Source organism: Leeuwenhoekiella sp. A2 (genome assembly GCF_047946655.1).
Classification (GTDB): domain Bacteria; phylum Bacteroidota; class Bacteroidia; order Flavobacteriales; family Flavobacteriaceae; genus Leeuwenhoekiella.
Genome location: NZ_CP172311.1, coordinates 1,414,017 through 1,434,073, shown reverse-complemented (window position 1 = coordinate 1,434,073; position 20,057 = coordinate 1,414,017). Strand labels below are relative to the sequence as shown.

Genomic DNA, 20,057 nt, shown 5'->3' with positions numbered 1-20,057 from the left:
TTAGTACTACAAAGTAATCTCTTTTATGGCGAAATCCCTACTTTTGGGTAAAATAAGCCTATGGATTTTACCTTTGAAGTTACGCTGAAGAATCGCCAGAGTCTTGAACGTCTGCTCGATGCACATTCTCTGGAAGAATTGAACACTGTTCCTGCAGGTTTCAATAATAATATTTTTTGGAATATCGCACACACGATCGTTGTGCAGCAGTTGCTTACTTACAAACTTTCTGGGCTTACACCTACCATTCCACAAGAGTTGATACCACTTTACAGCAACGGCACCAAGCCCGAAAGAGATGTGACGCAGACGGAAGTTGATCAGGTAAAAAGTTTACTCTTTGCTCCGGTTGAGCAAACTCGAGCTGATTATAAAAATGGTGTTTTTAAAACTTTTACAGAGCGTAAACTGTCTACAGGAAATGTGATTACCTCAGTAGAAGAAGCGATCACGTTTAATAATTACCACGAGGGCACACATTTAGGATATATTCTCGCTTTATGCCGCGCTATAAATCAGTACGCAAATACGCTTTGATTTCCGGTAGTGGAATTTTTACCGTTATCTGGCCTACAGAATAAGCTGCCACATCGTAAGGATCATACTGTAGTATCAGGTTTTCATCATCAAAACCTATGTCTTTAGGAAGGATGAACTTATCGTCTTCAAAAAAGTAGCCAGTACTATTTATGTTGCCGTCAGCAGGGATTTTCTGTTGCTTTCTAAAGCGTTCTTCGGCTTCTTTTAAAACAGCGCTTTTATCTTTTATAAGTTCGTCAGCGGTAAGATAGCTTTCAGCATTTTTATCAAAATTAAAATAGGTAACGCTGCCATAACCGTGAGCGCCGCCAAAGTAGGTGTAACTTTTTACGGCAATGCACAGTAGATTTTCAGTTTCTAACGAAATATTAGCATCTACGTCTGCTTCATAATCGGTAGAAGTTTCGGCAAAATCGGCTTTAAATTGCCTAAAAGAGGAAATAAATTGATCAAGAGCTTCTTCTATGCTTTTCAGATTTTTTTCATCATCAGGCGTCATGCTTAAAACCGCGATAACATGATTTGTTATTGTATCGTTTATAATTTGGCTGAATTTACTTTCGCCCTGAGCTTCTAAAATATGAATATCAATTTTAGGACACATAGCTGTAGAACATGCCTCAAGTGAAGCGTTTGTGTATGTTTTTTGGGTAAATTGCAAATCAGGCTCCTGCTCACAACTTTGTGTGAAAATCGCCAAAAAAGCGATTAAAAACGGGCTAAAATGCCTAAAAAATGGTTTGTTAAACATAGGCTAAAGGTACAAGCATTTTTGAAAATGCACAGGCCACTCATTACTTTTACGCATAGAGCGCGACTCAAAAATATTTAAAATATGAAATTTAATACCAAAACTATTCACGGAGGTCAACACGATGCAGATCCTGCTTATGGCAGCGTAATGCCTCCTATTTACCAGACTTCTACGTATTCACAAACCACTCCCGGCGGGCATAAAGGTTTTGAATATTCACGCAGCGGAAACCCTACACGTGCAATGCTTGAGAAATCTCTGGCGAGTATTGAGAATGGCGAATTCGGTTTAGCTTTTGGTTCAGGTTTAGCCGCTATTGACGCGGTTTTGAAGCTTTTTAAACCCGGAGATGAGATTATTTCTACTAATGATCTGTATGGAGGTACTTACCGACTTTTCACTAAAATATTTGAAAATTTCGGACTCAAATTCAATTTTATCGGAATGCAGAATGCAGATAAAATTGCAGATCACATTACAGAAAACACAAAATTGATCTGGGTAGAAACGCCTACCAATCCCATGATGAACATCATAGATATTAAAGCTGCCGCGAAAGTTGCTAAAGAACATAATATTCTGCTGGCGGTAGATAACACTTTTGCTACGCCATATTTACAGCAGCCGCTTGATCTGGGAGCAGATATCGTGATGCACAGCGTGACAAAATACATTGGCGGTCACAGCGATCTGGTAATGGGCGCACTTATCGTGAAAGACAAAGAACTTGCAGATAAATTATATTTTATTCAAAATGCGAGTGGTGCGGTTTGTGGCCCTCAGGATAGTTTTCTCGCTTTACGCGGAATAAAGACTTTGCACGTGCGCATTCAGCGTCATTGTGAGAACGGTAAAGCCGTGGCTAACTTTCTAAAAGATCATCCTAAAGTAGATAAAGTATATTGGCCCGGTTTTGAAGATCATCCCAATCACGCTATAGCCAAAGAGCAAATGAAAGATTTTGGCGGGATGGTATCATTTACCACTAAAGAAGATTCTTTGCAGGGAGCCGTTCAGGTTATAGAAAAATTAAAAGTTTTTACCCTGGCCGAAAGTTTAGGTGGTGTAGAAAGTCTGGCGGGACATCCAGCGAGCATGACGCATGCAAGTATCCCGGCAGAAGAGCGCGCAAAAACAGGAATTAAAGATTCATTGATTCGCTTGAGCGTTGGTATAGAAGATGAAGAAGATCTGCTTGCAGATTTAAAGCAGGCGCTCGATTAAAAGTCGAGATAATAAATGTAGCCTATGTTAAACCAAACGATAGAATCATCGTTGCGGTTGGGTGGGTAATAATTAGGATCTGGGTTCAGGCCATCAACCCAGTTTGAAAAATAGTAATGATAGCGCAGATCAACATTCATATCGCTCAACGCTGTCAACTTAAACCGAAAACCCATTCCTGCAACGACAGCCCACGTGGCGCCGGCAGAATCATCGATGCCGCCCAGCTCGCCATCGCCTACTAAGAAGTCATCAAAGAAAATGTCTTCTGGCGTGGCACCGGGAACATCCTGTATTGATGAATACTTGGGATTGTAAGCTACAAAATGTGCGCCCAGACTAATATAAGGAGCAAGAGGGAAAGCTCTGGCAACAAAATCTCTTATGCTAAGCGGGTAAAATTCAAGTTGGCTGCCCAACTCAAAAACAGATGCCTGACCTAAATGATCGCGTAGATCGCGACCTTCATCTGTAGCTTTTTCTGCCCATTGGCCTTCATGTGTAAGTTTTGTGCGGTGATAATCAATTTCTGTCCTAATTTTAAAGTGATCATTAAAATAGGTATCTCGTGAGTAGCAATTACAATCGGCGCGATAAGAGAAGTTGATATAATGTACAATACCAATCCCGAAGCCCAGATTATTTCGGTTTGTGTCAAAGTCATTGCGTAGCCCAAAATCAGATTGAAAGGCGACAGGACCGGCGATAACTCCTATTTCATGAGAAAACCCAAATGTTAACTGAGCTCTAATTGAAGATGGGGCAAAAGCCAAAATAAAAAATACCACAAGTAGGGTTCTGGTATTCACAAGATTTGGGTTAATTGATGTGTGACAAATATAACAAAACTGCTCAAGTAACCTAAAAATCGTTGAAAACAGGGTAAAATTCAGCATTTATCCCCCTGAAACTTCGATTATTAAGAATATGCTAAAAATACCCTTTAAAATTTATAATCTCTATATATTTGCATCGCAAAAAAGCAAAAAAATTATTAAATAATAAAAAGCAAATAATGACAGAAAACATCACAAATTTTGTCGCTTCTGTTGAAAAGAACAATCCTAATGAGCCAGAATTCATTCAGGCCGTAAGAGAAGTTGCTGAAACAGTCATTCCATTTATAGAAAATAATCCCAGATACCAGAACGCAAAATTACTTGAGCGTATGGTAGAGCCAGAACGTGTAATCATGTTTAGAGTGCCTTGGGTAGATGATAAAGGAGAAACACAGATCAATAAAGGATATCGTATTGAGTTTAACTCAGCCATAGGACCTTACAAAGGTGGCTTACGTTTTCATCCTTCTGTTAACCTGAGCATTCTTAAATTTTTAGGTTTTGAGCAGGTTTTCAAAAACAGCCTTACTTCATTGCCTATGGGCGGTGGTAAAGGAGGTTCTAACTTCAATCCTCGTGGTAAGAGCGATGCTGAGGTGATGCGTTTTTGCCAAAGCTTTATGACAGAGCTTTATCGTCACATTGGCCCTAATACAGATGTGCCAGCTGGTGATATAGGTGTAGGTGGTCGTGAGATAGGTTACATGTTTGGTCAATACAAAAGAATCAAGAATGAGTTTACAGGTATACTTACCGGTAAAGGTCTTTCGTATGGTGGTTCTAAAATAAGACCTGAAGCTACAGGATATGGTAATGTATATTTCTCAAAATATATGTTGAAAACCCGCGGCGAGAAACTTGCCGGTAAAACAGTGGTTATATCAGGATCTGGTAATGTTGCCCAGTATGCAGCAGAAAAAGCAACTCAGCTTGACGCGAAAGTTGTTACTATGTCAGACTCCAGCGGATTTATTTATGATGAAGCAGGTATAGACAAGCACAAGCTTGCTTATATTATGGAGATCAAAAATGAGCGCAGAGGTCGCATTAAAGAATATCTTGATAAGTATCCTGAAGCTAAATATTTTGAAGGTGAAACTCCGTGGGATATCAAATGTGATATTGCGCTGCCATGTGCCACTCAAAACGAACTTGACAAGGAAGATGCAGAGAAGCTTGTAAACAACGGTTGTATGTGTGTGGGCGAAGGTGCTAACATGCCATGTACGCCAGAAGCTGTAGAAGTTTTTATAAATGCTAAAATTCTTTTTTCTCCTGGTAAAGCGTCTAACGCCGGTGGTGTGGCAACTTCAGGATTAGAAATGTCTCAAAACAGCCTGCGCTACAACTGGTCTGCAGAAGAAGTAGATAAAAAACTTCATGAGATCATGTATGATATTCACAAAGCTTGTGTAGAATATGGTACTCAGGAAGATGGTTTTGTAGATTACGTAAAAGGAGCAAATATAGCCGGCTTTGTAAAAGTTGCAGAAGCTATGCTTGCACAGGGAATAGTATAGATTTTTATTCTAAAATAAAAATAGATAATGGCCTCTTGTTTTACTTGAGGCCTTTTTTTGATTGAGCTATAAGCGCCATTCTGAATTTATTTCAGAATCTTATAGTATTGATGTAAATACTTGTGAGAACCTGAAACAGGTTCAGGTTGACGAAAACCAACCTTTTGGCAGCCTCTTTAATATTATTGGACCCTGAAGGATTGCACATTCTCATTTTTACTTTTAATAATTTTAAATTTATTTCAGTTTTACAACTCATAGACCTCTCCCCAGGTTGTTGATAATAATCGTATTTTTAGGCGTTGATCTTAAAAAAGATATATGCTGAAGAAACTGGCCATACTTGTTGCTATGACCTTTATAAATACACTTTACAGTCAGGATTTTTCTTTAGACTGGACGGGTTATTTTTCATACAATGAGATCACTGCTTTGTCTCGTGGAGATGATAAAGTTTTCGCAGCAGCGCAAAATGCAGTTTTTTCTTACGATCTTCTTACCAATGAGATTGAAACCTGTTCTACAATACAGGGATTAACGGGAGAAGATATTTCTGCACTTTACTACAGTGAAAGTTCTGGCATTTTATTTATAGGTTATGATTCTGGAGCGATAGATATTGTTCGCGAAGATGAGCAAGTTCTTACGGTAGTAGATATAAAAAACAAGACCTCGATACCGCCTACAGAAAAGCAGATTAACAGTTTTGATGAATACAACGGCTTGCTTTACATCTCAACAGGTTTTGGTATTTCTCTGTACGACCTGGAAAGGCTTGAGTTTGAAGATTCATATTTTATCGGTAATAATGGTGGTCAACTCAATGTAACACAAACTGCGATTCTGGGTAATTACATTTATGCTTCAACAGATGCCGGTATGAGAAGAGCGCTTGTAGCAAATGATAATTTAATAGATTATAAAAACTGGACAACTATTGCTAACGGTTCCTGGCGAGGAGTTGCGGTTGTGGGTTCTACAATGTATGCGATTAATACAGACAGATCTTTACAGCGTTTTAATGGGTTAACATCTTTTAATACAGTAGGTACATTTGCTTCGGTGCCGCTTCATTTATCTGCCGCTACAGATTTTCTAACATTAACTTTAGCAGATCAGGTTTTCGTTTATAACGAAAGTGGAAATGTGATTGCAAATGCAGGTGTCTCGGTTGATTTTCCCGGTGCTTTTAGCACAGCAATAACATCTGAGGGTAATTTATTTACAGGCACTGTAGGTAGTGGTCTGCTTATTAGCGATGTGACAACTGCCACAGACTTAATTCAGGTTTTACCTGATGGTCCTTCCCGCAATGATCCCTTTTCAATAGAGGCAGTTCCTGATCAATTATGGGTAGTTTATGGTGATTATTCTGCTAGTTTTAATCCATATCCTTTAAAAAATCGCGGACTTAGTCATTTGCGGAAAGAAACAGGATGGGTAAATATCCCTTTTGAAGAAATTTTTGGCGCAACAAATCTGGTAAATATTACAATATCTCCCGATAATGCAGAGCAGGCATTCATAAGTTCTTATCACTCTGGCTTGTTAGAGATCAATGAAGATGTACCGGTTAAACTTTTTGATGAAAGCAACAGCGGTCTTGCAGATATTCCTGTAAACCCTCAGGATGTACGTATTAATGGGGCAGCTTTTGATAACAGTGGCAAACTCTGGATGACAACCAGTCTGGTAGAAAATGCGCTGGCGTTAAAAACAGGAGAGCAAATAGAAAGCATATCAATAGAACCGGCAATTACAAATTATGAAGGTGTAGATGCATACACACAGTTGGTAATTGGCGGGCAGGGAAATGTTTATTTTGGCACAAATAATAACGGTTTAGTGGGTTATAGATCTGCTACGGGAGAATTTGCGGTTCTAACATCAGAAGGGTCTAATTTACCCACAGACGATGTTCGTTCTCTTGCAATAGACAATAATGGGACCTTGTGGATTGGCACAACGGGAGGCTTGCGTGTTTTAAATGGGCCTGCTAGAATGTTTGAAGATGCAGATGTTACCACTAATCCTATTGTGATCTTAGAAAATGATATACCGGTAGAATTGCTCAACGATCAGGTGATCTTAAGCATAGAGGTTGACGGTTCTAATAATAAATGGATTAGTACAGTTTCCAGCGGGGCATTTTATTTTTCATCAGATGGGCAGGAAACACTGCAACAGTTTAACACTTCTAATTCACCTTTACCATCTAACAACATTCAGGATATTACAATAGACTCAGCTTCAGGTAAAGTATATTTTGCTACTCCGCGAGGTCTTGTTGCTTTTGACGGTTCTGCGGTTGCACCTGCAGAAGATCTAACAGCCGTGCGTGCTTTTCCTAATCCTGTGCGTCCTAAATACGATGGCATGGTAACTATAGACGGTTTGACCGAAAGAGCTAATGTTAAGATCACAGACATCACAGGAAATTTGGTCTATGAACAAATTTCTGAAGGCGGAAGCATACAATGGGACACGACGGCCTTTGGGCATCATAAAGTAGCTTCTGGGGTTTATATGATTCTGGTTACTGGGGAAGATGCAGTTGAAACTAAAGTCGCAAAATTGATGATCATTCGCTGATGCTTGTTACTACTCCCGCAATTGTAATTTCAGCATTAAAATACGGGGAAGCAGACCTTATCGTTAAGTGCTTTACTCAGAGCAACGGACTCAAATCTTACTTACTACGCCGTATTCTTAAGTCGAAAAAAGGTAAGCTGCGTACAGCGATGTTTCAACCGGCAACACAGCTGGAAATCGTGGCGGTGCATAAAGATAAAGGAACGCTAGAATCTATACGCGATGCAAAAGTGCTACATTCATATACCACACTGCACACAGATATTTATAAAACCAGTATTGTTCTTTTTCTTGCAGAAATGCTCAAAAACTCTATTCAGGAAGAAGAGGAAAATAAAGAGTTATATACTTTTTTAGAAAATGCCTTTCTCTGGCTTGATAGGAATGAACATTCGGCTAATTTTCACCTGTTTTTTATTCTTGAGCTTACCAGATATTTAGGTTTTTATCCAGATACATCTACATCGTCATTACCGCATTTTAATATGCTCACAGGTAATTTTGAATATACAGAAACTATTTATTCTATTACTGAAGATAACCTGTTTATCCTCAATTCTTTATTGGGTATAGATTTTGATGACTTAAATGCGATTAAGCTTAACAAAACCAGGCGTGCAGCCTTTGTAAATATGGTCATAGGTTATTATGAATTACATTTACACGGCTTTAAAAAACCAAAATCCCTAACCATTCTTAACAGTCTATTCAACTAACCTTTATGCGATTTCCCCTAAGTTTTGCCCTCTTTTTAATCAGTTTTGGCGGGTTTTCACAAGTGATCACCATACTTGATGAAGAAACGCGTAAGCCGGTAACACACGCGGCTCTATTTAATACAAACAAAACAACTTCGGCTGTGACTGCTTATGACGGGCGAGTAGATATTTCTGCTTTTACAGCGACAGAAATGATACAAATCACGCACGTTTCTCATCTTGATAAGAAAACTACTAAAACTGCCATCATAGCAAACGGCAATATAATTTATCTCATAAGCGATGAGAACGAACTCAATGAAGTTGTACTTTCTGTGGCTAAATTTAAGCAGCAGTTACAGGAAATAGCGCAGCAAGTAGTTACTTTTTCGCCAGAAGAAGTAGAATTCTATAATCCGCAAACAGCAGCAGATCTTTTAGAAAGTACCGGTGAAATTTTTGTTCAGAAAAGTCAGTTAGGAGGCGGTAGTCCTATGATTCGGGGTTTTTCTACAAACAGACTTTTAATAAATGTAGACGGTGTGCGTATGAATACCGCGATCTTCCGCTCTGGTAATTTGCAAAATGTGATAAACGTAGATCCTTTCGCCATCGAGCGAGCAGAGGTTATTCTGGGGTCCGGTTCTGTGGTTTACGGGAGTGATGCTATAGGAGGCGTGATGAACTTTTATACTAAAACACCGCAGTTCGCATTTCAACAGGAAGAACAGGTTTTTACAGGAAATGCGATTGCGCGATATTCTACGGCCAATCAGGAAAAAACAGGACACTTCGATTTCAATATTGGCGGTGAAAAGTGGGCTTTCCTTACCAGTGCAAGCTATTCAGATTATGACGATTTGCGCATGGGTAGTAATGGTCCCCAGGATTATGTGCGCCCAGAATATGTTGAGCGTATTAATGGCGAAGATGTAGTGGTGCCAAATGACAATGAGAATAAGCAGGTGCCCACAGGTTTTGATATATTGCACCTGATGCAAAAGGTGCGTTTTTTGCCTAATGAAACATGGGATTTTAATCTGGGCCTTATTTACAGCACAACATCAGACTATTCAAGATATGACCGCTTAACGCGAAAAAGAGGCGATAATTTGCGCTCTGCAGCGTGGTATTATGGTCCACAAAACTGGTTTTCCAGTAACCTGCAGATCAATAAAAAAGGTAACGGAAATGTATATGATGAAGCCAAACTAACAGCAGCTTTTCAGATTTTTGAAGAGAGCCGGCACGATCGTGATTTTGGCGAAGAAATCCTTTTTAATACCAGTGAATATGTAAATGCATATTCGTTAGGTCTTGATTTTAATAAAGAAATAGGGCAAAGTCAGCTGTTTTACGGGTTAGAATATGTGTTGAATACGGTTGATTCTAAAGGCGAACAGATAAATATACTAACAGGCGTAACCTCGCCAGATGCCTCAAGATATCCTGACGGCTCTAGCTGGCAATCGCTGGCGGCTTATGTGAGTGGTAAATTTCGCTTAAGCGAAAACTTAAATCTGCAGTCAGGATTGCGGTATAATCAGGTAATTCTAGACGCAACTTTTGATGATACTTTTTACAATTTTCCATTTACGGAGGCAGATATTAATACGGGTAACTTGACCGGTTCGCTGGGTCTCTCTTGGCAAACCAATAAGACTCTGGGATGGAGACTTAATTTTTCTACCGCTTTTCGTGCACCCAATATCGATGACATCGGGAAGATCTTTGATAGCGAGCCGGGATCTGTAGTTGTGCCTAATCCTGATCTAAAAGCGGAGTATGCGTACAATGGCGAAATGGGAATTATGCTCAATTTTGAGAATGCTGTATTTTTTGACATTGCAGCTTTTTACACTAAACTTGATAATGCTATGGTGCGCCGCGATTATAGTTTAAACGGGGAAACGGTCATAGATTATCAGGGCGAACCCAGTAACGTGCAGGCGATTCAGAATGCTGCAAATGCTGAGGTTTATGGCTTTGAGGCCGGGATGAATATCATATTCACAAAGAATCTAAACCTGCGCTCACACGTGAATGTTGTGGAAGGAAATCAGGAGGAAGACGACGGTAGCATCGCGCCTTTAAGGCATGCAGCGCCCCTTTTTGGCAACACACATTTGGTTTGGGAAAATAAGAAACTTAAGCTTGACGCTTTCGCGGAATACAACGGGCAATTTAACTATAATGATCTGGCGCCTTCCCAGCAAAGCAATGCGTATTTGTATGCGCTTGATGCAAACGGTGACCCGTATTCACCCTCGTGGTACACGATCAATTTTGCAACACAATACCAGATCGCATCAAACTGGCAGGCAACAGCGGCGTTAGAAAATATCACAGACCAGCGATATCGCCAGTATTCTTCTGGTATTTCTGCGCCAGGGCGTAATTTGATCCTGGCACTGAAATATAGTTTTTAGTTCGTCATCCTGAACTCGATTCAGGGTGCAATTTCTCAATCGTACCTCTTACGAAATGACAATTAGCAGTCAACTTAGCATGCGATTTTCGGCCTTTAAAGCCGATTTTTAGTAAAAAGTAGGGGGTTTTTATGTGTTGTTACTTTTGGAATATGAAGTCATATTGAGCTTGTCGAAATATCAAGATCGTCTTCGACATGCTCAGACTGACAATTGTATTCAAATTTGTAACCTTGCGTCACCCTGAACTGGTTTCAGGGTCCCATATCGCTTGCAGGATGTGATTCTGAACTAAATTCCGAATGACATTGTTGTTCTAAAAACGACTGCTGTTATCTCAACTTTCGGAGAGATCATATTATAATAAGTACATAATAGTGAGCAATGTGTTTATTTAAGATGCGATTTTCGGCCTTTAAAGCCGATTTTTAGTAAAAAGTAGGGGGTTTTTATGTGTTGTTACTTTTGGAATATGAAGTCATATTGAACTTGTCGAAATATCAGGATCGTCTTCGACATGCTCAGACTGACAGTTGTATTCAAATTTGGATTTTGTAAGTTCCTGTAACCTTGCGTCACCGTGAACAACATTCTATTTCTTTTCCTGGATCACGTATGTTTTTGCGATACGGTCGTGCAGTGAACTTTGAGTTTTGGTCTTGTCGGTTAAGAGAACAACCACATCGGCAGCGAGAAGTATGACACTCAAATTACCAATCCACTCTACAAGTGGATATGCATTTGCAAATTCATTACCAAATTCAAGTACGGCGTTGTACTGATCCAGATCAGCATTTTGAAATGCTAAATAATAAAACGGAACATACAGGAGCGGTGGCACAATAAAAATAAGGCTTCGCAAAAAAGAAGTAGTATAATCTATAGAATTGTATTGGGTATTTGTGACTCTCAAGTTGAGAATCATTTTCCCTAAAGTGGCGCCGTATCTAGCTTCCATAAGAGGTTTATACAAAATAGCTATGAGGGCAAAAAGCAGATACAGCCAGAAGCTTTTGAATTGTGCAATATTAATGGAGTTTATGGTAAAAGAAGCGAGTGCGATCACAATATTATCGAGGACGTAAGCGCCCGCTCGTGGCCAGAATTTTGCGTATTCTTCGGTTTGTGTGACGGTATTTTCAGTTTCCGGTTCAGTCATTTTTGTCAATTTGGGGTGACGATATTTGTCTTTTTTGTCTGCACCTGGCAGAATTGATCTTGGTGGTAAATGTAAAGTTTTTACCCAAAATGGCTTATTGTAATACAAAGTTGTTGTGGTTTTATTGATCTTATTGAAATAAGATGATTGTCTTCGACAGGCTCAGACTGACATAACGTATTCTTTAGGGACAGTGGTGATTTTAAGCTTTTAAAGGCGATTTCTGCCTGAAAATAGGAGGTTTTTTTCTATATAAGTTTATTTGATTCATGCAGAATTGTTTACAAAATCCACTTGAATCCTTAAATGTCCTATTGAGCTTGTCGAAATATTTGTTTGACTAATAAATACCTCCTAAAAACTATCAATTTTCGGTAATTTATAGGTTAAAATCGTCTGCTTTGTAATTATAGTTTTAGATTTATGGAAGCCAATATTACCACATGAAAATTCTATTTCTCTCCCTTTTTACAGTCTGTTTTACGGCATCTTTATCAGCGCAAATTGATTGCGGCTGCGGGCCGGCGGCAGATTCTACATTGCAGTATGCTCCTATAAACAAGGAGGAGATAAACAAGCAGGTAGATTCTATAATGAAGTTTGCGATACAATCTCACGCTTTCCCGGGAGCTCAGCTTCTTGTTGCAAAGGATAACGAGATTATTTACCACCGCTCTTTTGGTTTTCAGACTTATGACAGCATAACACCGGTTGAGAATAACGACCTGTATGACCTGGCTTCGGTAACTAAAATTGCCGGCACTTTGCCTGCCGTAATGAAGTTGGTTGATGAAGGTAAAATTAATCTTGATGCTAAGTTTAGCAGGTACTGGAAACCTTGGAAACATCGTAAAGATAAGCGTGATATTACGGTGCGTGAGATTCTGGCGCATCAGGCGGGATTAGAACCATATATTGTTTTTCTCAATGATGTTCTCAAGAAGAACGGAAAATTTAAACACAGATTTATAAGAGATAAGAAGTCCCGCCGATTTTCGGTACAGACCTATAATGATTTGTACATGAATAAGCGATTTGTGCGCAAAATGTATAGAAAGATTAACCGTTCTCACATTTCTCCTGAAAAGAAATATAAATACTCCGGGTTGACTTTTTTACTTTTCCCAAAGATTATAGAAAATCTTACTGGCGAGCCTTATGAACTCTATGTTCAGGAGAATTTTTATACTCCGCTGGGCGCGGAAAACTTTATGTTTAATCCGCTGGAGCATGATTTTCCTATTGAGCAAATTATTCCTACAGAAGAAGATTCGGTTTACCGCAAAAATTATGTGCGCGGCTGGGTACATGATGAGAATGCGAGTTTAATGGGCGGAGTTTCTGGTAATGCGGGTCTTTTTGCTACTGCAGATGATCTTGCAAAATTGATGCAGATGTATATGAATATGGGAACCTATGGTGGTCACAGATATATTTCTAAAAGAACACTGAAAGAATTTACACGCGTTCAATATCCTGAAAATGATAACAGACGTGGATTGGGTTTTGATAAGCCATTGCTTAATAATCCTACTCTTGATATTGCAGAAGCGTCGCCCAATCCCGAGGTAAGCATGAATAGCTTTGGCCACAGCGGTTTTACCGGCACTTTTGTGTGGGCAGATCCTGACAATAAGATGGTTTTTGTCTTTCTTTCAAACCGCGTTTATCCCACCAGAAACAATACGGCAATTTATGATCTGCACATTAGGCCTTCACTTATGCAGGTGTTTTACCGGTATTTTAATGAGAATTAGATGATCTTGAAAGCGTAAAAAAACTCCTTATAATGGCTAAATTTTGGCCTTTTAGGCAAGAAAATCGGTTGCGGTTATTCTGGGCAGTTGAGTTGCTTCATTTTACTCAAAATTGCGTAATTTTGCAGACTTATTAGAAAACGCAAAAAATGAACACAAAGTTCACTGAATATAAGGGTCTTGACCTTCCTAAAGTAGCCGAAGATATACTCGCTTACTGGAAAGAAAATGACATTTTTGAAAAGAGTATCACAACCAGAGAAGGTAACGAGCCATTCGTTTTTTTTGAAGGACCGCCGTCTGCAAATGGTATGCCCGGTATTCACCACGTTATGGCACGAGCCATAAAGGATATTTTTTGCCGTTTTCAAACCCAAAAAGGTTTTCAGGTAAAGCGTAAAGCGGGATGGGATACGCATGGTCTTCCGGTAGAGTTAGGTGTTGAAAAAGAGCTTGGTATTACCAAAGAAGACATAGGCAAAAAAATAAGCGTAGAAGAATATAATGAGGCTTGCCGTAATGCGGTAATGCGCTACACAGATGTGTGGAACGACCTCACCGAAAAAATGGGCTATTGGGTAGATATGGAAGATCCATACATTACCTACAAGCCTAAATACATGGAGACAGTCTGGTGGCTGCTTAAAGAAATATATGATAAAGGCCTTATTTATAAAGGCTACACCATACAGCCTTATTCTCCCAAGGCCGGTACAGGGTTAAGTTCGCATGAATTAAACCAACCCGGAACATATCAGGATGTAACAGATACAACGGTTACGGCTTTTTTCCCCCTATCCCCCAAAGGGGAAAATCAGGAACGTTTTGAAAAAGCGTTTAACTTGAATGAAAACATCTCCCCCTTGGGAGGCCGGGAGGGGGAAACAGGGTTTCTCGCCTGGACCACCACACCGTGGACGCTTCCTTCTAACACCGCATTGACTGTAGGTAAGAATATAGATTACGTTTTAGTAAGAACCTTTAATCAGTATACGTTTGAGCCTATAAATGTGGTTCTGGCGAAAGCTCTTGTAAACAAGCAGTTTGATAAGAAATTCTTTCAGGCAGAAAGTGATGCAGATTTTGAAAATTATAACGAAAACGATAAAAAAATACCATATCAGATATTAGCCGAATGTAAAGGTGCAGATCTGGTTGATCTGCGTTATGAGCCGGTAATAGATTACGTGAAGCCTTTTAATAATCCTGAGAACGCTTTTAGGGTGATTTTAGGCGATTTTGTTACCACAGAAGACGGTACTGGTATTGTTCACACTTCACCAACTTTTGGTGCAGATGATGCTATGGTGGCAAAACAGGCCGTGCCAGAAGTGCCGCCTATGCTGGTAAAAGATGAGAATGATAATCTTGTTCCTCTTGTAGATTTGCAGGGTAAATTTCGCCCTGAGCTTAAAGAATTTGGTGGCAAATACGTCAAAAATGAATATTACGACGACGGGCAGGCACCAGAAAAGAGCGTAGATGTTGAGATTGCAATTAAATTAAAGACCGAAAATAAAGCCTTTAAGGTTGAGAAATATGTGCACAGTTACCCAAATTGCTGGCGTACAGATAAGCCTATTCTGTACTACCCGCTTGATAGCTGGTTTATAAAAGTGACAGATGTGCGTGATCGCATGCATGAGCTCAATCTGGGTATAAACTGGAAACCAAAATCAACCGGTGAAGGCCGTTTTGGCAACTGGCTGGCTAATGCAAATGACTGGAATCTTTCTCGCTCAAGATATTGGGGAATACCATTGCCTATCTGGAGAACAGATGACGGTAAAGAAGAAATTATAATAGGTTCTGTGGCAGAGCTTAAAGCGGAAATGGCAAAAGCGGTTGAAGCCGGAGTGCTTGAAAAAGATCTTTTTGAAGATTTTGTGGCTGGTGATATGAGCGATGCCAATTATGATAAAATTGACTTACACAAGAACGTTGTAGATAAAATAACTCTGGTATCGGCAAGCGGAAAACCCATGAAGCGGGAAGCAGATCTAATAGATGTGTGGTTTGATTCTGGTTCTATGCCTTATTCTCAATGGCATTATCCTTTTGAAAACAAGGAAAAAGTAGAGCAAACCTGGCGTAAAGCAGACTTTATCGCAGAAGGTGTAGACCAGACACGCGGCTGGTTTTATACATTGCATGCGATCGCTACCATGATCTTTGATGATGTGGCGTATAAGAATGTGATGTCAAACGGGCTGGTGCTAGACAAGAACGGGCAGAAAATGTCTAAGAGACTGGGTAACGCGGCAGACCCGTTTACCACGCTTGATACCTTTGGTCCAGATGCAACGCGCTGGTATATGATCACCAATGCAAACCCGTGGGATAACCTCAAGTTTGATCTTGATGGTATTACAGAAGTTCAACGCAAGTTCTTTGGTACGCTTTACAATACATATTCGTTCTTTTCGCTTTATGCTAATCTTGATAATTTTAATTATTCTGAAGATGAGGTAGAGTTGAAGGACAGACCAGAAATAGACCGCTGGATCTTATCTGAACTCCACACGCTTATCGCGAAAGTTGACGCGTTCTATGCAGATTATGAGCCTACAAAAGCTACTCGTGCAATATCAGACTTTGTGCAGGAAAACCTAAGCAACTGGTTTGTGCGCCTAAGCAGAAGACGCTACTGGAAAGGAGAATATGGTCCTGATAAATTGTCGGCATACCAGACGCTTTACACCTGTCTTTTAACTATCGCAAAATTAAGCGCTCCTGTGGCTCCGTTTTTTATGGATCGTTTGTATAAAGACCTTAACGCGGTAACAGGAAAAGAAAATTTTGAAAGCGTTCACCTTACTCAGTTTCCTAAAAGTGATGAGTCATTTATAGACAAACTGCTTGAGCGTAAGATGCAGGATGCGCAAACAATATCTTCACTGGTTCTATCGCTCAGGGCGAAAGAGAAGATAAAAGTAAGACAGCCTTTGCAGCGTATAATGATACCCGTTCTTGATGAATCACAACGTGAGGAGATCGCAGCGGTACAAGATCTTATCAAGTCTGAAGTGAATGTAAAAGAGATAGAGCTAATTGACGATGCTTCAGGTATCTTAGTAAAAAACATAAAACCTAATTTTAAGGTATTAGGACCTCGTTTTGGTAAAGATATGCGACTCATTGCCAGTAAAATAACTAATATGGGCCCTGCAGATATCGCCACTATTGAAAAAGAGGGTGCAATTGAGGTTGATATTAATGGAAAAATTGTTACTTTGGACGCCGGCGACGTAGAGATAAGCTCACAAGACATCGAGGGTTGGCTTGTTGCCAGCAGTGGTGCTATCACTGTCGCACTAGATGTTACAATAACTGAAGATTTACGCAGCGAGGGGGTGGCCAGAGAACTGGTTAACCGTATACAGAATTTACGTAAGGATTCAGGTTTTGAAGTGACAGACAAAATTGATGTTAGACTCCAGAAGGATGATACGATTGCAAAAGCCGTACGCGAGAATCTGGATTATATAAAGAATGAGACGCTCACAGCAAATCTCGATGTTGCAGAAGAAGTTGAAAACGGTATAGAAATAGCCTTTGACGATATAGAAACAAGGCTTTCTATTAAAAAACATTAGTATTATGGCAACCGAAATTAAAGAAAGGTACAGCGATGCAGAGCTCGAGGAGTTCCGCCAGCTAATTCAGCAAAAAATTGATAAAGCACAAAGTGATCTTGATCTTATTAAGAGTGCTTATATGAATAATGGAAATAATGGCACAGATGATACTTCGCCTACTTTCAAAGCTTTTGAAGAAGGCAGCGAGACAATGAGCAAAGAAGCAAATTCTGCGCTGGCTATACGTCAGGAAAAGTTCATTAGAGACCTTAAAAACGCTCTTGTGCGTATACAAAATAAGACATATGGTATTTGCAGAGTAACAGGCAAGCTTATAAATAAAGACCGCCTTAAACTTGTGCCTCATGCTACATTGAGCATTGAAGCAAAAAATATGCAGAAGTAATACTTATTAAGTGGGATTTAAATTCTCATTGTTATAAAATGTTCTGAAATCTATTAACGCTCCTTTATGGAGCGTTTTTTGTTGAGTGTGAGCACCTATGCGTAAAGTAATAATCTTAATAATGCTTGTTGTGACCGCGTTATCATTTGGTCAAAAGCACACTGTAGATCAGCTGGAATTAGCCGGTTTAAAGGGGATTTTTGTCAATTCTGACCAGATTTTTAGAGTAAACATTATAGCGGGAGACACTAAAGATGTGGTAATCTCTTCAGGAATTGAAGGAGAAACCTATGAAAGCGTTCTTATAAACACTAAGGTTGAAAATGATCTTGTTGTTATTACGGTAGGAAGAACTCCAGATTTTGAAGCTTTTGATGATAAGCTCGCAGCGCACAAAGTCATGTCTGTAGAGATTGATATTACCATGCCCAGGAATCTTGATCTGTGGGTAGATTCTGCTTTAGCCTCTGTTCATGCAAGCGGCAATTATAAATATGTAAATATAAACCTGTCTAGCGGTGATTGTTACTTATTAGATTTCACAGGAAATGGCGTTATTAATACAAATAGGGGTGATATAATGGTAGAAACGACGAGTAGCTCAATACAGGCTCACAGCCGGCATGGCAAATTATTAATTGATGAAATAGAAGCGCCGGTTCACCGTTTAGAATTATCGAGTATAGATGGCAACATCACTGTAAGCCAGTCTAAATAAATTAGCTATTTTTGCGCTTCGCTTTAATGCAACATCATGTCGATAAAAAAGGCCGTAGGCATCATAATTTTAGTTTTACTAATAGATCAAATTAGTAAGATTTACATAAAAACTCATTTTGTCTTAGGTGAAGAAGTTGAGGTTTTTAGCTGGTTCAAGATTCTTTTTGTAGAGAACGAAGGCATGGCCTGGGGAGCAAAGATACCCGGTGATTACGGCAAACTTATTCTTACTCTTTTTAGAATAGGTATTTTGCCATTAATTGGCTATTGGTTATATGACACCGTAAAAAAGAACGGATCTAGAATTCTTATAACTGCTATAGCGATGATCTTTGCCGGTGCGTTTGGTAATATTATTGACTCAGTAATCTACGGTTTAATATTTGACAACAGTGTTGGGCATGTAGCCACGTTTTTACCTGAAGATGGTGGTTATGGCACTGTTTTACACGGTAAAGTTGTAGACATGTTATACTTCCCAATGTGGGAGGGTTATCTTCCTGAGTGGCTGCCTGTATGGGGCGGTTCTTATTTTACCTTTTTTAATGCTGTTTTTAATATCGCAGATGCAGCGATAAGCATAGGCGTGGGATTGCTACTTGTATTTAATAAGAAGGCGTTTTCGCAGCCAGAAAAAGTTGAAAAAGAGGAACTCGTAGTTAAATAATTTTAGATTATTTGGCTAGTACAAAGTGATTATAAACTTGGTGCCGTAACCTAATTTACTTACTACAGAAATTTTTCCGCCCAGAGCTTCTACCTGGTTTTTTACGATAAACAAACCTACCGAATGGTTATCATTCTCAAAGCTGCTGCTTTTTGACATGTGGAAAATACGATCCTGATCTTTCTCCATATCTATACCGGCGCTATTGTCTTCTATAACAATTGAAGTCTTACCGTTATCATCAAGACTGTAGGCCTTTATTTCAGGTTTACGACCGATTTTCTTACTATTTATGCCGTTTTTTATGAGTGTATAGAAGATATTATCCATAAAATCTTGTATATACATCACCTCGGGCGCTTCAGAGAAATCTGAGTAAATGTAAGCCTCTTCCCTTGAGATCAATGGTTGTAGTTCATTTACACACTTATCCAGCACATCCTGCAGATTTACGGGAACTCGTTTTTCTGTTCCTCGATTTTGTATAGAAACAACCTCATTAAGTTGGGCAACAGTGCGAGAAAGGCTTTTGGCAATTTCCCTATAATTATTAAATAGTTCTACCTGCTCTTCTTTTAAACTGCCTTCATCAACAAGTTGAGACGTGAGCTCAAGATTATTTACGTGAGATTTAAGGTTGTGGGAAACATAATTTGCAAACTTGAAAAGCCGATGATTATTAGCTTCTATGATCTCAAGAGATTTCTGTAAAGCCATCTCTTTTTTCTTCTCTTCATCTATGTTAATAACTACTCCTCTTAAACCTATTACCTTGCTTTTATCGCCAAAAACGGGTTTACCAATGGCTCTTGCCCAAAAAACTTTATTGGTGTAGGTAATCATTTTAAGTTCGTGCTCAAAAGCTTTCCCTTTTTTAACGCTTTCAAAATTTTTAGCTACCACATTGTGAAAATCCATGTCGTAGTAGTGTAAGGTATGCTTTAAAGAGGGTTTGTATCCTTCTGGAGTTTCTAGAATAGTACGAAGTTGATTATCAAAAAAAGTTTTTTTTTCGATAAAATCTACATTAAAACCTCCGGCTCCCGTTAAAGAAGCTATTTGTTCATAATAGAATTTTTCTTGTTCCTGATCTGAAGGGAGAGATGATGAACCGCCGCCGAAAAATGACATAATTCGGCTACGTTTTTTTGCAGGCTTGTTTACCATTAAATGT

The 20,057-nt window shown here is 39.3% G+C and carries 15 protein-coding genes; 11 read left to right on the top strand and 4 right to left on the bottom strand.

What is annotated here, in order from left to right; translation table 11 throughout:
- The first annotated feature begins 60 nt into the window (after window positions 1–60).
- Window positions 61–537 (top strand): DinB family protein, encoded by a 477-nt coding sequence (locus ACH3PA_RS06415; protein WP_416446046.1) that lies wholly within the window; start codon window positions 61–63, stop codon window positions 535–537.
- Here the strand turns inward: ACH3PA_RS06415 and ACH3PA_RS06410 are convergent.
- A complete protein-coding gene (locus tag ACH3PA_RS06410) occupies window positions 509–1,240 on the bottom strand; it encodes a DUF3298 domain-containing protein (protein ID WP_416446048.1) in 732 nt (243 codons plus the stop codon). The two genes, ACH3PA_RS06415 and ACH3PA_RS06410, sit on opposite strands and share 29 nt — an antisense overlap.
- A gap of 135 nt (window positions 1,241–1,375) precedes the next feature.
- Between ACH3PA_RS06410 and ACH3PA_RS06405 the strand changes: the two genes are divergently transcribed.
- Window positions 1,376–2,518: a cystathionine gamma-synthase gene (locus ACH3PA_RS06405; RefSeq protein ID WP_416446050.1), complete on the top strand. Its 1,143-nt coding sequence runs from the start codon at window positions 1,376–1,378 to the stop codon at window positions 2,516–2,518.
- Here ACH3PA_RS06405 and ACH3PA_RS06400 read toward each other — a convergent pair.
- The gene (locus tag ACH3PA_RS06400; protein ID WP_416446052.1) at window positions 2,515–3,327 is read right to left on the bottom strand and encodes a THC0290_0291 family protein; all 813 of its coding nucleotides are present in this window, start codon (window positions 3,325–3,327) and stop codon (window positions 2,515–2,517) included. The two genes, ACH3PA_RS06405 and ACH3PA_RS06400, sit on opposite strands and share 4 nt — an antisense overlap.
- A 206-nt stretch (window positions 3,328–3,533) precedes the next feature.
- Between ACH3PA_RS06400 and gdhA the strand changes: the two genes are divergently transcribed.
- The 4 genes from gdhA to ACH3PA_RS06380 all read left to right on the top strand — a co-directional run bounded on the left by gdhA (window position 3,534) and on the right by ACH3PA_RS06380 (window position 10,596).
- Window positions 3,534–4,877 carry an NADP-specific glutamate dehydrogenase gene (gene gdhA, locus ACH3PA_RS06395; RefSeq protein ID WP_416446054.1) on the top strand — a complete coding sequence of 448 codons (1,344 nt, stop codon included), beginning with the start codon at window positions 3,534–3,536 and terminating at the stop codon, window positions 4,875–4,877.
- Window positions 4,878–5,198: 321 nt separating this feature from the next.
- Window positions 5,199–7,469 (top strand): two-component regulator propeller domain-containing protein, encoded by a 2,271-nt coding sequence (locus ACH3PA_RS06390; protein ID WP_416448475.1) that lies wholly within the window; start codon window positions 5,199–5,201, stop codon window positions 7,467–7,469.
- Window positions 7,469–8,185 (top strand): DNA repair protein RecO, encoded by a 717-nt coding sequence (gene recO, locus ACH3PA_RS06385; RefSeq protein WP_416448474.1) that lies wholly within the window; start codon window positions 7,469–7,471, stop codon window positions 8,183–8,185. Before ACH3PA_RS06390 ends, recO begins: the two co-directional genes overlap by 1 nt.
- 5 nt (window positions 8,186–8,190) lie before the next feature.
- Entirely contained in the window at window positions 8,191–10,596 is a 2,406-nt protein-coding gene (locus ACH3PA_RS06380; RefSeq protein WP_416448473.1) for a TonB-dependent receptor plug domain-containing protein, read from the top strand.
- A 592-nt stretch (window positions 10,597–11,188) separates the two neighbouring features.
- On the opposite strand, the gene ACH3PA_RS06375 is transcribed toward ACH3PA_RS06380, so the two are convergent.
- Window positions 11,189–11,863 (bottom strand): RDD family protein, encoded by a 675-nt coding sequence (locus tag ACH3PA_RS06375; protein WP_416448472.1) that lies wholly within the window; start codon window positions 11,861–11,863, stop codon window positions 11,189–11,191.
- Between the two features lie 335 nt (window positions 11,864–12,198).
- On the opposite strand from ACH3PA_RS06375, the gene ACH3PA_RS06370 reads away from it, so the two are divergent.
- The 5 genes from ACH3PA_RS06370 (at window position 12,199) to ACH3PA_RS06350 (ending at window position 18,883) form a co-directional block, all read left to right on the top strand.
- Window positions 12,199–13,512 (top strand): serine hydrolase domain-containing protein, encoded by a 1,314-nt coding sequence (locus ACH3PA_RS06370; RefSeq protein ID WP_416448471.1) that lies wholly within the window; start codon window positions 12,199–12,201, stop codon window positions 13,510–13,512.
- Between the two features lie 149 nt (window positions 13,513–13,661).
- Window positions 13,662–17,108, top strand: coding sequence for an isoleucine--tRNA ligase (gene ileS, locus ACH3PA_RS06365; RefSeq protein WP_416446066.1), 3,447 nt, complete (start codon window positions 13,662–13,664; stop codon window positions 17,106–17,108).
- Between the two features lie 4 nt (window positions 17,109–17,112).
- Window positions 17,113–17,496, top strand: a complete 384-nt coding sequence (locus ACH3PA_RS06360) for a TraR/DksA family transcriptional regulator (protein ID WP_416446068.1) — start codon at window positions 17,113–17,115, stop codon at window positions 17,494–17,496.
- Window positions 17,497–17,593: 97 nt separating this feature from the next.
- Window positions 17,594–18,214, top strand: coding sequence for a hypothetical protein (locus ACH3PA_RS06355; protein WP_416446070.1), 621 nt, complete (start codon window positions 17,594–17,596; stop codon window positions 18,212–18,214).
- A 36-nt stretch (window positions 18,215–18,250) separates the two neighbouring features.
- On the top strand, window positions 18,251–18,883 hold the full coding sequence (locus ACH3PA_RS06350; RefSeq protein ID WP_416446072.1) for a lipoprotein signal peptidase: 633 nt from the start codon (window positions 18,251–18,253) through the stop codon (window positions 18,881–18,883).
- A 15-nt stretch (window positions 18,884–18,898) separates the two neighbouring features.
- Here the strand turns inward: ACH3PA_RS06350 and ACH3PA_RS06345 are convergent, their stop codons facing one another.
- The gene (locus tag ACH3PA_RS06345; RefSeq protein WP_416446074.1) at window positions 18,899–20,050 is read right to left on the bottom strand and encodes an ATP-binding protein; all 1,152 of its coding nucleotides are present in this window, start codon (window positions 20,048–20,050) and stop codon (window positions 18,899–18,901) included.
- Window positions 20,051–20,057 lie beyond the last annotated feature (7 nt).

Coding starts and splice junctions, on each gene's coding strand:
- ACH3PA_RS06415 (WP_416446046.1), top strand. CDS start 61: ATGGATTTTACCTTTGAAGTTACGCTGAAGAATCGCCAGAGTCTTGAA.
- ACH3PA_RS06405 (WP_416446050.1), top strand. CDS start 1,376: ATGAAATTTAATACCAAAACTATTCACGGAGGTCAACACGATGCAGAT.
- gdhA (WP_416446054.1), top strand. CDS start 3,534: ATGACAGAAAACATCACAAATTTTGTCGCTTCTGTTGAAAAGAACAAT.
- ACH3PA_RS06390 (WP_416448475.1), top strand. CDS start 5,199: ATGCTGAAGAAACTGGCCATACTTGTTGCTATGACCTTTATAAATACA.
- recO (WP_416448474.1), top strand. CDS start 7,469: ATGCTTGTTACTACTCCCGCAATTGTAATTTCAGCATTAAAATACGGG.
- ACH3PA_RS06380 (WP_416448473.1), top strand. CDS start 8,191: ATGCGATTTCCCCTAAGTTTTGCCCTCTTTTTAATCAGTTTTGGCGGG.
- ACH3PA_RS06370 (WP_416448471.1), top strand. CDS start 12,199: ATGAAAATTCTATTTCTCTCCCTTTTTACAGTCTGTTTTACGGCATCT.
- ileS (WP_416446066.1), top strand. CDS start 13,662: ATGAACACAAAGTTCACTGAATATAAGGGTCTTGACCTTCCTAAAGTA.
- ACH3PA_RS06360 (WP_416446068.1), top strand. CDS start 17,113: ATGGCAACCGAAATTAAAGAAAGGTACAGCGATGCAGAGCTCGAGGAG.
- ACH3PA_RS06355 (WP_416446070.1), top strand. CDS start 17,594: ATGCGTAAAGTAATAATCTTAATAATGCTTGTTGTGACCGCGTTATCA.
- ACH3PA_RS06350 (WP_416446072.1), top strand. CDS start 18,251: ATGTCGATAAAAAAGGCCGTAGGCATCATAATTTTAGTTTTACTAATA.
- ACH3PA_RS06345 (WP_416446074.1), bottom strand. CDS start 20,050: ATGGTAAACAAGCCTGCAAAAAAACGTAGCCGAATTATGTCATTTTTC.